Source organism: Lentilactobacillus sp. Marseille-Q4993, from assembly GCF_951230165.1.
Classification (GTDB): Bacteria; Bacillota; Bacilli; order Lactobacillales; family Lactobacillaceae; genus Lentilactobacillus.
This window is the reverse complement of the sequence record NZ_CATNVB010000009.1, coordinates 59,642-74,738: the sequence shown is the minus strand read 5'-3', so window position 1 is coordinate 74,738 and position 15,097 is coordinate 59,642. Positions and strand designations below refer to the sequence as shown.

At 41.5% G+C, this 15,097-nt stretch carries 15 protein-coding genes; 7 read left to right on the top strand and 8 right to left on the bottom strand.

From position 1 onward, the window contains the following. Positions 1–141: 141 nt before the first annotated feature. A complete protein-coding gene (locus tag QOW94_RS05385) occupies positions 142–561 on the bottom strand; it encodes a hypothetical protein (protein ID WP_283679219.1) in 420 nt (139 codons plus the stop codon). 138 nt (positions 562–699) lie between these two features. Here QOW94_RS05385 and thiT point away from each other — a divergent pair, with 138 nt between their 5' ends. Further along, on the top strand, positions 700–1,293 hold the full coding sequence (gene thiT / locus QOW94_RS05380) for an energy-coupled thiamine transporter ThiT (RefSeq protein ID WP_283679218.1): 594 nt from the start codon (positions 700–702) through the stop codon (positions 1,291–1,293). A 52-nt stretch (positions 1,294–1,345) separates the two neighbouring features. Here the strand turns inward: thiT and QOW94_RS05375 are convergent, their stop codons facing one another. Together QOW94_RS05375 and QOW94_RS05370 are read right to left on the bottom strand one after the other, a co-directional pair. Continuing rightward, the gene (locus tag QOW94_RS05375; protein WP_502867245.1) at positions 1,346–2,089 is read right to left on the bottom strand and encodes a tyrosine-protein phosphatase; all 744 of its coding nucleotides are present in this window, start codon (positions 2,087–2,089) and stop codon (positions 1,346–1,348) included. 67 nt (positions 2,090–2,156) lie between these two features. Further along, entirely contained in the window at positions 2,157–3,506 is a 1,350-nt protein-coding gene (locus QOW94_RS05370; RefSeq protein ID WP_283679222.1) for a DHA2 family efflux MFS transporter permease subunit, read from the bottom strand. A gap of 247 nt (positions 3,507–3,753) precedes the next feature. Here QOW94_RS05370 and QOW94_RS05365 point away from each other — a divergent pair, with 247 nt between their 5' ends. The 3 genes from QOW94_RS05365 to QOW94_RS05355 all read left to right on the top strand — a co-directional run bounded on the left by QOW94_RS05365 (position 3,754) and on the right by QOW94_RS05355 (position 6,402). After that, complete coding sequence (locus QOW94_RS05365) at positions 3,754–4,512, top strand: CPBP family intramembrane glutamic endopeptidase (protein WP_283679216.1); 759 nt, start codon at positions 3,754–3,756, stop codon at positions 4,510–4,512. A gap of 148 nt (positions 4,513–4,660) precedes the next feature. Next, entirely contained in the window at positions 4,661–5,707 is a 1,047-nt protein-coding gene (locus tag QOW94_RS05360; RefSeq protein ID WP_283679215.1) for an LLM class flavin-dependent oxidoreductase, read from the top strand. A gap of 2 nt (positions 5,708–5,709) precedes the next feature. Continuing rightward, complete coding sequence (locus QOW94_RS05355; RefSeq protein WP_283679214.1) at positions 5,710–6,402, top strand: NADPH-dependent F420 reductase; 693 nt, start codon at positions 5,710–5,712, stop codon at positions 6,400–6,402. 281 nt (positions 6,403–6,683) lie between these two features. Here the strand turns inward: QOW94_RS05355 and QOW94_RS05350 are convergent, their stop codons facing one another. The 5 genes from QOW94_RS05350 to QOW94_RS05330 all read right to left on the bottom strand — a co-directional run bounded on the left by QOW94_RS05350 (position 6,684) and on the right by QOW94_RS05330 (position 10,684). After that, on the bottom strand, positions 6,684–7,118 hold the full coding sequence (locus QOW94_RS05350) for a DUF2325 domain-containing protein (protein WP_283679213.1): 435 nt from the start codon (positions 7,116–7,118) through the stop codon (positions 6,684–6,686). A gap of 129 nt (positions 7,119–7,247) precedes the next feature. Next, positions 7,248–8,318 (bottom strand): M24 family metallopeptidase, encoded by a 1,071-nt coding sequence (locus tag QOW94_RS05345; protein WP_283679212.1) that lies wholly within the window; start codon positions 8,316–8,318, stop codon positions 7,248–7,250. 96 nt (positions 8,319–8,414) lie between these two features. Then, a complete protein-coding gene (locus tag QOW94_RS05340) occupies positions 8,415–9,446 on the bottom strand; it encodes a YdcF family protein (RefSeq protein ID WP_283679211.1) in 1,032 nt (343 codons plus the stop codon). Between the two features lie 3 nt (positions 9,447–9,449). Further along, positions 9,450–9,980 carry a GNAT family N-acetyltransferase gene (locus tag QOW94_RS05335; RefSeq protein WP_283679210.1) on the bottom strand — a complete coding sequence of 177 codons (531 nt, stop codon included), beginning with the start codon at positions 9,978–9,980 and terminating at the stop codon, positions 9,450–9,452. Positions 9,981–9,994: 14 nt separating this feature from the next. After that, entirely contained in the window at positions 9,995–10,684 is a 690-nt protein-coding gene (locus QOW94_RS05330; RefSeq protein ID WP_283679209.1) for an aspartate/glutamate racemase family protein, read from the bottom strand. 371 nt (positions 10,685–11,055) lie between these two features. Here QOW94_RS05330 and QOW94_RS05325 point away from each other — a divergent pair, with 371 nt between their 5' ends. The 3 genes from QOW94_RS05325 (at position 11,056) to QOW94_RS05315 (ending at position 15,087) form a co-directional block, all read left to right on the top strand. Next, positions 11,056–13,245: a DUF5776 domain-containing protein gene (locus tag QOW94_RS05325; protein WP_283679208.1), complete on the top strand. Its 2,190-nt coding sequence runs from the start codon at positions 11,056–11,058 to the stop codon at positions 13,243–13,245. Positions 13,246–13,317: 72 nt separating this feature from the next. After that, positions 13,318–14,136, top strand: a complete 819-nt coding sequence (locus tag QOW94_RS05320; protein ID WP_283679206.1) for a DUF4430 domain-containing protein — start codon at positions 13,318–13,320, stop codon at positions 14,134–14,136. A 9-nt stretch (positions 14,137–14,145) separates the two neighbouring features. After that, entirely contained in the window at positions 14,146–15,087 is a 942-nt protein-coding gene (locus QOW94_RS05315; RefSeq protein WP_283679205.1) for a prenyltransferase/squalene oxidase repeat-containing protein, read from the top strand. Positions 15,088–15,097 lie beyond the last annotated feature (10 nt).

Here is a 15,097-nt window from a genome sequence, read left to right as displayed (position 1 = left end):
CCTTGGGTTTTAGTCGATTTAAGAATAGCAGAGTTGAATTCTCTGTGCTACGTAAAATGCAAAAAAGCCTCGGAAATTTTTATTTCCGAAGCTTTTTTGCTTTAACTAGGACTTTTGTCCCAGCCTCGTTTCGGTTAAAATTTAGATAACAACATCAAAGTGATACTTAGTCATTGCTGTTCCACGATCATGGACCTTACCCCAGCCAAGTGGAGTCATGATTTTAGTTCCAAACTTAATGTAGCTTGGGGCAGAAACGATTACGTAACCGTCCTTATCATAGCCACCATGATTTCTGGTACCGTCAGCGAAACGAGTTCCAGTGTAGTAAGTCCACTTTCTGTGGTGGAACTTGATAACACCGCGGAATCTAAATTGAGCTTTAGTAACTGCTGCTTTACCGCGAACGCTCTTCTTTGATTTCTTGACCTTTTTAGTGGTCTTCTTAGTTGTTTTAGTTGTCTTTGCTTCTGTGTCTAGGGCGAGGTTACTGAATGATGAAAAACCAAGGTTGATCCCGATGACTACTGTAAATATCATGATAAACTTTTTTAACTTCATTTTTATTAATTTCCGTCCTAATTTAAGATTACAAGGACTCATTGTACTGAAGCATGGTTACCAAACTATTACAGAGATAATACTAAATTGTTAAGAAATGTTAAAAATCATTACTAAAAATTAAGGAGTTTAATCTGAATGAATAAGCAAAGCCTACAGCTATCAGTCTTGACGGAGGGAGCAGCAATTGTTGCAATGGCGACTGCTTTGTCATTTTTGCCCCTATCAACCCCTCATGGTGCGATTGCAATCCAGCTGGGGGCAATTCCCCTGATTATGTTTTCATTGCGCCGTGGGGGGAAAGCAGGGCTGATTGCCGGGTTTGTGTTTGGGTTGGTTCAAATTGTAGATGGTGTTGCCTTTCGAGGATTTTTAAGTGTCGCTCAGTTGATCCTTGAATTCCCAGTTGCAAGTACGATGTTAGGAATCGGGGGTCTGTTTGCTAATAAAATTGTGATTGTGACGGAAAGTAAACTGAAAATTGATTTATTCGAATTATCACTGGCTGCGGTGATTGCGACTGTTGCGGCGTGGTCCTGTCATTATATTGCTGGTGCGGTGGTCCTACGGGAGTATATGCCCAAGGGGGTTAACCCTTATATTTACTCATTAGCCTTCAATGGGACGTCAGCATTACTTAATTCGGTGGTGGCAGTAATTGTGTTGATTATGATCGCCCTAATGGCACCGCAGCTTTTTGTGGTCACTAATGCCACGAAAAAAAGGATTTAAGGTGACAAACTATGTTGAAGTGATCAGCGATAGTTTGAGCTATAAATCCTTTTTATTTTACGTATTGTTCAATTAAGCGATCTTCAAAATATGTTGGTAGGCTTAATCCGTCGTGAAGGTAGGCATCAAAGCTCCCAAATTCTTTTTTCGCAGTGTCGAAGAAGTGTTTTAGGTAGTCTGGATTGACTCTTAATGCTACACCAACGGATTTTAGCTGTTCCTCGGTAAGTTGCCCTTCAAGTGACTTGAGAATCTTTTCGTTTTCGATTTGCCGAGATGCGTTGGTTTTCAGGTAGTCCTCAAATACTTGGTCTTCACTGACTCCAACACTGGTGAGAATAATAGCTGCTCCAACTCCAGTTCTATCTTTACCAGCAAAACAATGAAAAACAGTTGGCTCATCTTTCTCAACTAGTTGAGTCAAAAATGTTTTATAACCTTGTCTGGCTGAGTTACTGGTAGCTAGCTGTTCGTAAGTGAACATCATATTGTCGTAGACACTACCAGTCTCGGTGATCATTCGCCCCAAACTAGCATTGTTGGCCGTGGCGTCTGCGAGGATATCTAAGTTCTCGTAATCAGCTCCTGGCCACGTAGTATCGGGATCCTTGCTAAGCTCATCTGCTCCGCGCATGTCAACGATACGCTTGATTTTTAAGTCATTAGCTAAGAAATCAACTTGTGAATCTGACAGATCAGCTAACTGGCCACTTCTGTAAAGAAGCCCATCTTTAGTGGTACCATTGGCGGTCGAGTAACCACCAAGTGACCTAAAGTTTGTGATTTGAGGAGTCATAATTTGCCATCCTTTTCGTTTCATTTAAATGAATGATAGCATTTTAATGCTCAAATAGGCAATTGAGTTAATCCTTTTTAACTTTGATTGTTAATGACATCAAGATTGCGATGATAATTAGAGCTACTGTAAAGTAAAAACCAAAGTGACTACCGTTGGTAAATGCTACGGCAGAGCTAACATGATTAGCAGCTTTATCACCAAAAGTCAGTAAACTACTTGCTACTGCAGTGGCAATGGCACCGACGATTTGCTGAATCGTGTTCATGATGGTACTACCATCTGCTGATTGAGGACCACTTAATGAATTCAAAGCATAAGTCTGAGCTGGAGACATTGCCATTGGGGCCCCAATCATCAAAATGATATGGGCAAGAACGATGAACCAGACTGCGGCTGATGCAGGGGCGATAGCAAGTAATGCGGCTCCTACCAACGCAACAATAAAACCTAGTCTGATTGGAAGTTTAGGGCCGATATTATCATAAAGGCGGCCGGCAACCGCAGAAACCAAAGCGTTGATCACGCCACCAGGAAGCATTAGAATTCCCGTCATGGCAACTGGAAGTAGTAACCCGTTTTGAATGAATTGGGGCAAAATGTACATTGACGATAAAATAACGGCAAAGTCAAGCATTACCAAGATTGAGCCGGTTCTAAATTCCTTGATGGCAAAAACCCGAAGATTCAAAATTGGGTTTTCAAGGTGAAGTTGGCGACTGATGTACAGGCCGAGGATAATTAGGCCAAAAACAATAACCCCAAGTACCATTGGATTTGTCCAACCAAATTGACTGGCAAGACTAACCCCGACAACGATACTTGCGAAAGAGAAGATTGATTCAAATAATGACAGAAAATCAACTTTTGGTTTGGTGATAGTTCCAACGTTTGGGGCAGCCTTGATTGCAACAAGCAGGCCAATCAGTAAAATAACAACGAACATCCAGAAGATGTATTGCCAACTAGCGACTCCGAGAATGATTCCAGTAATGGTAGGGCCAATTGCAGGGGCAACCATGATAACCAAGCTGTTGACACCCATTGCAGCTCCCATTTTGTTTGGTGGGAAAATTAACATTGTTACTGTAAACATTAAGGGGAGGATAATCCCAATTCCAAGTCCTTGAATCATTCGACCTGTTAATAAAACTGGGAAGTTAGGTGCTAAAGCTGAAATAATTGCTCCAATTAAGGTGGTACTCAAGGCAAAAATAGTTAGTTGCCGAGTGGTGAACCATTTCGTTAATAGACTGGAAAATGGCAGAATAATTCCAATTACGAGCATGTAACCCGTTACTAACCATTGAACTGACCCATTAGTCAGGTTGAAAATTTGCATTAATTTGGGTAGAGCGATGTTGAGGGATGTCTCACTCAGCATTCCGACGAATGCCCCCATGAGTAATCCGGCCATGGCAGCCCATGGCTTTTTGATATTTGTTTGTTCCAAAATAATTCTCCTTTATTGCTATATCAGTGTTTTTAGACAACTCGATTAGTGTAGCAAAAATAATTTTTTTTCGTAAGCATTATTTTTGAATGAATTATTAACGAAAACCCTTACATACCAACGGACTCTCACTTTTCAGGCGAGATTCTTGTAATTGAAAATTGAAAATGGTTTACTAGCAACAGAAAATAGTTAAGGGGAGGGATTATAGATGACAAAATCAAACAAGTTTTTCTTAGAAAGAAGTAATGATGAAGAGTTTCCATTAATGAGGGATGGTAACACCTTGTCGATGACAAGATTACTTCTTATGATTGTGGGTGCGTTCTTTGCTGAATTCTTAGCATTGATTCCACAGACCTTCTTTCCGAGTGTTCTTAAATCCGGGGGGAACTGGATTGTTCTTTACCAAATTTTGGTACCATTAATTGGATTCTTTTTGATCTACAAATATATTGGAAATCAGCAATTCTCAAACTTATACAAACGAATCAAGTTAAAGGACCTTGGCTTTGGTATCATCATGATGATTTTATCCACGGCTTATTCATCGATTGTGGTTAAAATGATTCATGGTTCTGCAAATATCAATAATTCAGCGTTTGAAAATGGGACTAGAGCCGTTAGAGAAAGCCACTATTTCCACTTTATGGGTGAAAACTTAGTTGCCTTGATGAACGAAGAACTGATGGCGATCATTCCATTCTTAGCAGCGATGGTGATTGCCAATAAGCACTTTCATTTATCTCGAAATGCTAGTATCTGGATTGGTTTGCTAGTGTCGATAATCGTATTTGGAACTGGGCACTATTCCGCCTATAACTGGAACATTGCTCAAATGTACTTGGTAATTGGGGCATCACGGTTGTTTGATACCGGAATCTACATCCGAACTAAGAACATCTGGATCTCATTCATTATGCACTGGGTATTCGATGCAGTAATGTTTGGAATGATTGCTTTTAAATGATGGAGATTTGAGTCACCGAATTATGCAGACATGTGTAACCACCGGTGACTTTTTTTTATTAACAAATCATCATAATAGTTGCATTTTCACTGTGAATATAATATTCTAAACTCATCACTTACAAAAAGTAAGTATCAGGAGGAACAACATGGTCGACGTAAATAAATTAGAATTTGGAATCGAAACCTTCGGCGATATTGTCGCAAACGAAGACGGCAGCTTAAAGACAGCTGGCGAATCAATCAGACAAATCGTCAAGGAAGGCGAATTAGCTGATAAATTAGGGATTGATGTAATTGGAGTTGGTGAGCATCACCGCCCAGATTATAGTGTTTCAAGTCCTGAAATCGTACTCGGTGCAATTGCATCCGTAACTAAAAATATTAAACTCGCAACTGCAGTTACTGTTCTCAGTTCTGACGATCCAGTGCGAGTATACGAAAGATTTGCGACCCTTGAAGGGTTGTCAGAAGGTCGAGCTCAAGTAATGCTAGGTCGGGGATCATTCACCGAATCATTCCCATTATTTGGTTATGACTTGACCGACTATGATGATCTATTTAATGAAAAACTAGAAATGTATGATCAATTAAGAAAAGAAAAGCCAATCACTTGGTCAGGCAAGTTTACTGAGTCATTGAAGAACCAGGATGTCTATCCTAAGACTGATTATGATGGCCTAGACACTTACATTGGAATTGGTGGTTCACCTGAGTCAATAATTAGAACCGCTAAGTATGGCTACAAAGTAATCCTTGCAATTATCGGTGGCCAAGCTGACCGCTTTGTTCCGTACCTTGATTTGTACAAACGAGCAGCTGAACAGTTTAATATGCCAACTCATCCAGTTGCAGTTCATTCTCACGGCTTCATCGCTGATGATGATGACGAAGCGGTTGAGGTTGCTTGGAAGAACATCAAGGCTAACTTTGACCGGATCGGTTTGACTAGAGGTTGGGCACCAATGAGTCGTGACCAGTTCGATGGTGAAACCCGTTCAGGTTCATTCTACGTGGGTGACCCAGAGCGAGTAGCCCAGAGAATGGCTAGAACCATTAAGTTACTTGACCTTGGCCGTTTTGATCTAGTTTACGGGGCTGGTAACCAAACAGCTGCTCAGCGTGAACGCATGATCGAGTTATACGGAACAAAGGTAATTCCTCGCGTTAAGGAAATCTTGTCACAGGAGGGGTAGTCATGGCTGAAATTAAAACAGTTGGAATTCTAGGAGCTGGAAAAGTTGGTATCGTTTTGGCTCAGTTGGCTTTGAAGGCTGGCTATAACGTTCGTATTTCTGGTTCTGGATCCGTTCAAAAGATTGCCCTCACGATTGAAACTTTGGTGCCTGGGGCAATTGCTTCAACTAACCAGGGGGTCGTTAGCAAGAGCGATATTATTCTGTTGGCAATTCCGCTTAGTCGCTACAAAAACATCAATTCAAAATTGCTGAAGGGTAAATTGGTCATTGATGCGATGAATTACTGGTGGGAAACGGATGGAATTCGAGAAGAAGTTCTTGATCCATCGTTGACTTCCAGTGAGCAAGTTCAGCAGTACTTTAGCAAGAGTACGCTAGTAAAGACATTCAACCATATGGGATATCATAACTTGCAGGAAGATGCTCGTCCTGAAGGGGCTGATGACCGCAAGGCATTGTTTGTGACTGGTAACGATCACGAAGCGGTTGATGAAGTAGCAGATTTCGTTAACACAATGGGATTTGATACCGTTATTCATTACAACTTGGCGGATGGAATTATGACCGAACCAGGTAGTGAGTTGTTTGGGGCCAGTCTGTCAAAAGCAGACCTGCAAAACGTTATCGATCATTTTGATGAAACTGAGTTTGGTAAGAAAATTAAAGAAGCTCATGAAGAACAAAAACAATAAGCGATAAATGTAATAGGCACACAAAAAGAGGGAGTGGTACAGAAAGCATACGAAGATGCTTTCGTCGTCCCACCCCCGCAAGACCAACAGTAACTGAGAGCCATGAATAATGGGTCTCAGTCCTGATGGTTACTGCGTGTAGCAAGGATTTGGATGAAAGTAAAAAGGTAGCGATAAATTTCAAGAAAATGAAATTTATCGCTACCTTTTTTCGATTTATCTAGTTATGTTCCAGCGCCGCTTTATTTGTTTTATCCATAAGCTTGACGTTCGTTTATTTTCTATTCAACCACATGGTGAGAGGGAACGTAAATTGGTTGGTGATTTAGAGCTCGGCTGATTGCCTGCTCAATAGCCAGAGGACTATTAACGTTGGTGGCAGCCACTAATTTCTTTTGCTCACGGGCAATGGAAATTGCATGATTGGCCGTGTTGTGGCTGATTGAGTTCAGCATTATCAATACCACATCCGCATGTTTGATTGCTTTGTTCAGATTGGTTTGGATTCCTTTACCACGGGTTTTCTCGTCGTATAGGCATAACTCATCAACGTTGTGAGCATCCACAACTTGTTCGGCAACAGCCTTGTGGTCTCCATAGCCAGCCATAAGTACCTTCTTACCTGACAAGTCATAGTCCATTGTTGGTTTGAATAACTTGGTCTTCCCGTCATTTTTTCTGCCATTAGTAGAATGATTAGTGTGTGATCCTGTCATGGTTAATTACCCCCCTCAACCTTTTTTGTAATTATTCCATACTTTAGTGTTAAAAACCAAGTAAGTTGCTTAACTTTTTTTGCTGATTAGGGAATTAATCTGCCGAATTAGTTTAGTTGATGAAGGAATTTAGATAATTATCAGTTGCTTAGGTGCGGTTGTTAAAACCTCGTTACCTGCTTTGGTTATCAGTAGGTCGTCTTCGATTCTAACGCCACCTTTGTTTACTAAGTAAACTCCAGGCTCAGCTGTGACAACATTATTTTCGACAAGGATTTCCTTATCGAATCGCATTCCCATGTTTGGCCCTTCATGAATATCCAGACCAATCCCATGACCACTACCATGATTATATTCTTTGCCGTATCCCTGTTCGGTGATATAGTCGCGCCCGGCTGCGTCTACCGTCTTGCCATCCTTACCTGGAATCATGACATCGATCATTCTGGCTTGAGCTTCAGCAACTACATCATAAACGTGCTTTAATTCTTCACCAGGATCACCAACGGCAAAGGTTCTGGTCATATCGGAAGTGTAGCCGTCGAAGTAGTAACCGTAATCAACTGTCACTAGTTCGCCTTGCTTAATTTCCTTGGAGGTAGCTGATCCGTGAGGGAGAGCTGACCTGAACCCACTAGCGACAATGGTATCAAAACTTGGCTTAGTGGCGCCGTGCTCCAGCATCCAGTTATTCAACCAATTGGCTGCTTGAAGTTCAGTCCATCCAGGTTGAATGGCTCTTAGCAATTCAGTGTAGCTTTCGCTGGTTACCCTAGTGGCTTTTCTCAAAGCAGCTATTTCCTCTTTATCTTTAACTTCTCGCTGCTTTTCAACCAGTCCGGAGGTTGGAACCAATTTGTCACCAAACAGCTCAGCTAGTTGACGATATAAATCATAGGAAACGGTGCCTTCAAATCCAACATGACTGGCATTTTCACCATCAAGAAATCTTTGAGCGGTTGAGTAATAAGCTCGCGTAATTTCGAATCCGATGTCATCTGGTAAAAAGTTAGGTAAGTCGTCTTGATAGCGGGCATCAGTCACTAGCTCGGCTTTGGTCTTTGTTACGGCAAGACAGCCATCACCCTCCAATCCGGCAAAGCCAACGAAGTAGTATAGGCTAAACGGATTGGTGATGACGATTGAATCAATGCCAAATTTTTCAAAGCTAGCTCTAAGTGCATCTAATCTTGTTGTCATGCTATGTCTCCCTACATTAATTAAATTATTATTAGTTAAATTCTAATTTAGGGGCTATAACAGGCTTTGTCAAGCTGATTAAGTAATTACGATTGATTAGAGGATGGCGGCAAGTCCAATTCCAAGCAGAATCCAACCAATAATAATGGCGATGGTAAACCACTTGTAGTGGACCAGAAGAGCTACATATTCTCTAAATAGCGCAGTCGGCAGGTAATACAGCGGAGTTGGGGCACCAACCCCGTTTGCCTTTAGTCCTACCTTGCGAGCGTAGATTGCTCCTCGAAAAACGTGGAAGTTGTTGGTGGTAAAAATAATGGTGGGTTGGCTGGTATGGTTACCCCAGTACCAATCCATTTCAATCAGTTGTTTGGAAAATTGCATATTTTGAAAGGTAGTGTGGGATTTGTCCTCAAGCAAGATTCGGTCGGCTGGAATTCCCTGTTCAGCTAAATATTGAGCCATTCCAAATGCTTCGGAATACGGTTCATATTTACCTTTGGCGCCACTGACGACAATCTTTGTTTTTTCAGGACTCTTTTGGTAGTACTCAATTGCTTTATCGACTCGGCTTTTGAGAACCGGTGATAAGCCACCACGGCGGATTTTAGTTCCCAGCACGATTATGTAATCTGGGGCAGTTTTGACGGGGAATCTTTGGTAGAGAAAGGAATAGAAGAGGTAGCCAACAAACACCGCGATGAAAGATAGATCAATCATTAGCAAGCTGAAGAGGATTACAACCACGATATTGTTAAGTTGGTAAAGGAAGGCCAGCAAAAAGTAGCTAAGAATCAAGCAAAAGATTAAATTGGTCCCAAAAAATAGGGATAGTTTAGCGGTCAGACTTTTTCCCTCTCTGAGTTGCATTACGTGAGTGTTAAAGATTAGAAGGCCACCCACTAAGAGTGGTAAGAGGACGAAAAGGAGCATCAAGGCAGCACTGAACAATCGACTTTTAGGATCAAAGACCGATTGGAAATCGTGAATTGCCCAGAAAATACCTAAAAAAGAGGTTACTAGGGCAGCGAATGCCACGATTAGCCCAGCGAAAAAACTGCGCCGGTCAAAGAATAGCCGAACTGATGCAGCTAAGATTATCAATAATACGATTATCAGGATTCCCATTAATTATTCCTTTCCAAAATTGAGTTCGTATGCTAACCTTTCTGGATCATTTTTATCATCTACATAAATAATCCCTTGTTGATTAAATCCGCAAGTAGTCACAAGATTTTGCATTCTGATATTAAGTTTGTGGGTATCGATTCGAATGTTATGAATGTTCATGCCGTTTGCGACCGTTAACAGGTTACTAATGAAAAATTTGGCGAGATGATGACCCCGGTAGTCTGCAGACACGGCAATTCTGTGAATAGCGGCGTACTTCTCATCATCATTGGCCCATGAGCCATTTTTGATTACCCGATAGTTCGGATCAGGAGTGGTTAAGAGGACAGCAGTTCCAGCTACCTTACCATCAACGATAAGTAGCCAATTTCGCTCGGCTTCAATATCTTCCGTAATCATTTCAAGGTTAGGATGGCCATCTTGCCACTGAGGGCTACCATCTGCTTTAAGTAGGGCTTTGGCCTGGTTGATGATGCTCATAATGGCGGGGATGTCATTGGGAGTGGCTTTGCGGACATAAATTGTTGGCATAATTGTTCTTCTTTCTAGTTTTCAATTGTGTGAAGTAATTCAGCGACGTGAATTTTGACCGTATCAAATACGGGTAAGGATAAGTCATCTTGGCTGATTGCAAGTGGAAGTTCAGTGCAGCCAAGGATTATTCCTTCAATGTTAGCAGTTGACTGAAGCTCAGCAATAACGGTTAGTAATTCTTGCTTACTTTCTGGTTTGACTATTCCGAGTTCAAGTTCGTCAGTGATGATGGTGTTGACCCGCTCGATTGTTTCTAATGAAGGAACAACAGCTTCGATTCCAAAACTAGCTAGTTTATCCTTGAAAAAACTTCTTTTCATCGTGACTCCAGTCCCAAGTAGCCCAACCTTAGTTAATGATTGGACTTGAATTGAATGGGCCGTTGAATCCAAGATGCTGATGAGCGGAATTGATGATTTCTTCTGGAGTTCGTCAAACACCATGTGGGGAGTGTTGGCGGTCAGAGCAGCTACTTCAGCTCCGGCCTTGGTAAGTGATTCAATGCTAGTCGTTAGCATGGTGACCATTTCATTGATCTTACCTTCTCCCTCCAACGCCAGTAGGGCATAAACGTCGAGACTATCAATTATGATAGGTGGATAACTATGGGGATGCTTTTTCTCAAATTGAGAAGTTAGTTGACTGTAATAGTCGAGGGTGGACTCTGGACCCATCCCACCGACCAAACCGAGCTTTTTCATGTGATCACTCCTTTTGCTTATTAATAAAGATAACCGCTTTTGGTTGAGGTATCAATATTTCGGGGGAAAATGACTAAATTTAGATCGTCTCAAATTGAGCAAAGGTCAAAATATTACCATTTTTGCAAAATATTATCAAAGCCCATAATGACGGGGATTAGTGGTGATTTTTATAAAAGCGGTTACATTCAAATAACGGTTGATGTTATCAACTGTCAAGTTAGTTTGTGAAATGTAGCAAAGTTGGTTGTAAAAATCATACTTGTTGGCAAATTTGTGGAATGAAAGCCATTTCTGAACCAGATACACTACTTGATGGATATAAAAACTTGATGATTCACAATGAATCATCAAAGCGGAGGATATTAATAATGAACATTAAGCGAATTTTATGGGTTAGTGCTGCGATTCTTGGTGGTGCAGTCTCAATGGGAACGGTGAATGCTGGGGCCCAAACTAGTACTGGTAGCGGTGAGCTAGTACCAGTAGCTAGCCAAGCCACGGTTGCTGCTAATGACGACTATAATGCAGCAATCAAGTCTGGGGTTAATTACATCAACAACACCGCAGATAACCTGGGTGATCATGATGCTTGGGACGCATTAGCTATCTCAAGAAGCCCTCAGGGAATGACTAGTGAGCAGGCGGACGCGATATACGATAATCTGGAAACGGATATTAATCATGATCACAGTACCATTACTACACTTGAGCGTGATGCAATCGGCATGGAATCAGTTGGCGGTGATCCAGAATCAGTTCTTGTGAAGGATGAACATGGTGATGATGAAGACTTCGACATGATTCAAGCAATCATGGATGGAACGAAGGATGAAAAAAATAATTATGAAACTTCAATTATCTACGGAATTATTGCGCTTAGTGCCAATGATTATGATGATGAAGGGGTTAGTGCTTCTATTCAATCATTAGTTAAACAATTAGTTGCCAAGCAAGAAACGGGTGGCACTTGGAATTACTTCGGTCGAGTAGATATGACTGGAATGGCCCTTCAAGCTCTTGCAATGCATCAAGATCAACCTGGGGTCAAGGATGCAATTGAGAAAGCTGAAACTGCAATCAAGGATAAACTGTATGTTCCAGCTACTGGTGGTTTTTTGGATAAAACTAGTACGTTTGGTAAAACCGAGAATTCAAATAGTAACGCTATGATTGTTGCTGGTCTTGCAAGCTGTGGTGTTGATGTCACAAAGGGATTGACTGAAGGCGGTAAGTCACCACTCGCAGGATTACTATCATTCCAGCAAAAAGATGGATCATTCATGTGGCAACATGAACAGGCTGGAGCAGTTGTTATGGCAACCCAACAATCTGTCTACGCGCTTGATCAAGTTGCTTACACCCAAACTAAAAAGGGTTCAATCTTCGACTTTGCCAACAACGAGCGCCAAGTTGCTGCGGGGGATAAAGATAAGATGGCTGCAGTTTCAGCTTTAGTTGGCGCTGCCGAAGAAAAACAAAAATCAGTTCAAGCTGATACCAAGCTAAGTGACGCTGACAAGAAAGCAACGATAGCTTCAGTAACCGACTTACTTTCTAAGTACACGGTTCAGATTACGAATGCAAATTCAGCTGAAGACGTGGCAAAGATTAAAAATGAAGGTCTTGATGCCATCAAGAAAGCCACTCCTAAGAAAACAGACGAAACAGATGCCGTACAGACTGCAAAGCTAACCGCAATTTCAACCCTTGTTGATGCTGCTAAGGCTAGACAAGCTGAGGTTATAGCTGATTCCAAGATGAGTGATGAAGATAAGACAGCTACAAATGAATTAGTGAACCAATTGCTTTCAAAGTACACAGTTGAAGTTAACGAAGCCACCAAGGAAGCTGAGATTGCTAAAAGTGAAACTGAAGGGGTAGCCGCAATCAAGGCAGCCGTTGCTAAGCACACGGAAGAACCTTCAAACAACAATGATAACAACGGCAATAACAATCAAGTTGTTAATCCAACGCCTTCACCAATCACTAGTAATGGTTTGCTTGGGGGGATGTTGATCAGTGTACTTCCAAGTTCAACTGATTCATCAACAACTCCTAGCCAAGATAACTCAAATAACCAACCAACTAAGGTGACAGAACCAACTCCCGTAACTACTTCAATGAAATATGTTTTGGGTATCAAAGAAGTTAACTTGTTTAGTGAAGCTAACCTAACCAACATGACTGTTAGCTACGCAAAAGCTAGTCGTAACAAGAGCCCAATGTTTAAAGTAATTGGAATGTTTAAGAATTCTAACAATGATTTGGTATATCAACTGAAAAATACAGTATCTGGTGATCAAGGATATGTATTGAACGACAGTAACGTCATTGTTAATGCATATTACACAAAGAAAGCAACTCAAATCAAAGTGATTAATCCTAAAGGGGTTAATCAATACGCCTCAAAGAACTTAACTCACTTCCAAAAGCACCACAAAAAAGGAGCTAAGGTTAAGGTATCAAAAGTAGTTAAACTTGGTGATACCACTCGGTTTGTCCTTAAAAACGGTGGTTACATTACCGCAAATAAGAAACTTGTCAGTGAGATTGGGTAATAATCTGGTCTAACAAAGTCCCTGGTGTTGGTCCAACTAACATTGGGGATTTTTTAGGAAGGAGGAGTTAGGTTGTCGAAGAAAAAAATTTTTGGGTTAATCGCTAGCTTGTTGATTGTGGTTGGAATGCTGTTTGGAGCAATGGCGACGTTGAACAATTCAGCTGATGGTAATTCAGACCAAACAACGAGTGCCCCGGCCCATAAGGCAAGCCATGAGAAACAGGCTGACTCAACAAGTCAAAAAGAGCAGGCAAAGAAGCGAAAGAACCCTACCAAAAAGTTAGCAAACGCTAAAAAGACAAATCGGACTGCCACTCAAAGTAAACAGAGCGATAAGCAAGATAACGCTGGGACAGGTAGCGAAGGCCAAGCCGATTCTCCAAGCGCAACTAAGCAGGCAGAAAATCAAACTACTGGAAAGCACAATGCTACTAAGCCCAGCAAATCAAAGACAGCGCCCAAAAAGGTAACCAAGAGAAAAGCCTCAGCGGTAAAGTCACCAGTCGTCACTCATAAGCTCATTAGTAGAAGTAGTGGTAAGACTGCCACCCTCAGTATTTACGGACCAATCAGTGAGGGGAATAAGAAAATCGTTTCCGAAAAAGTGAAAATTCACTCGGGTGATATGGTCAGTGATGTTCTCAAGCGGGTTTGTGCCGACAAGCATATTCCACTTTCATATAAGGGAGCTAATAGCACGGTTTATGTTCGTGGAATCAATGGCCTGTTTGAATTTGATAAGGGAAATGAAAGTGGCTGGTTGTACCGAGTAAACGGCAAGTTTCCTGATAAATCATGTGGGATTTACAAGGTCAAAAACGGTGCCAATATTCAGTGGCTTTACACCGAAAATCTAGGACGTGACCGACATGCGCCAAGCTGGAAATAGGAGAAAATTATGAAAAAACAATTACTAATTACAATGATGGCTGGACTGGGCATTGCAGTGGGGGTTAGCTTCACACCAACGCATGCCCATGCAATCAGTTATAATACTGCGGTCAACCGTGGCGTTAACTTTATTAAGTATCACACTAAGAAGAGTCAACTTGATAGCTGGGACGCCTTAGCGATTCGGAGATCGCCGAAGAAAATGACAAAGGCTTGGCGACAACTGTTATATCGAAACATTAAAAGCGACTTTAAAGAGCTTGATGGCCATTATGCAGCAACTGACTATGAAAAGGCTTTGATTGGAACGGTTGCCGTTGGTGCAAATCCAACTAAGTTTCAGGGTAAGAATTTGGTTAATGGAGTAATCAAAACTGCTCCAAAGAGTGGAATTAACGGCCAGATCTATGGGGTGATTGCTTTAAGTACCAAAAATTATGGTAAGAAGAGTAATGCCACGGTTAAAAAGCTGGTTGGCCAAATTGTTAAATCCCAAAATTCAGCTGGTGGCTGGTCGTTTGGAACCAGTAAGAGTGATGCTGATATTACAGGGATGGCCTTACAAGCTCTCGCAATGCACCCAACGTACAAAGGGGTCAAGGGAGCCGTTTCCAAGGCAAATTCAATGCTTAAGCGCACTGCATTTTTGAAGAATACCGGTGGCTTTTTGATTAAGGGGTCATTTACAAAACAGGAAAATTCAAACTCAAACGCAATGGTGTTAGCAGGACTAGCAGCTAATAAAATCAATGTTGCTAAGGAATATCATGGGAATCATGGAGCTAACCCTGTTTCCCGACTAATCCAGTTTCAAAAGAAATCTGGTCAATTCAGATGGCTATTGAATAGTAATAAAGGAGCCTTGTATATGGCTACTCAACAATCGGTTTACTCGTTAGAACAGTACCAATACTATCGGGCAGGTAAGGGTTCTATCTACAAGTTTTAGGAGGAATTCA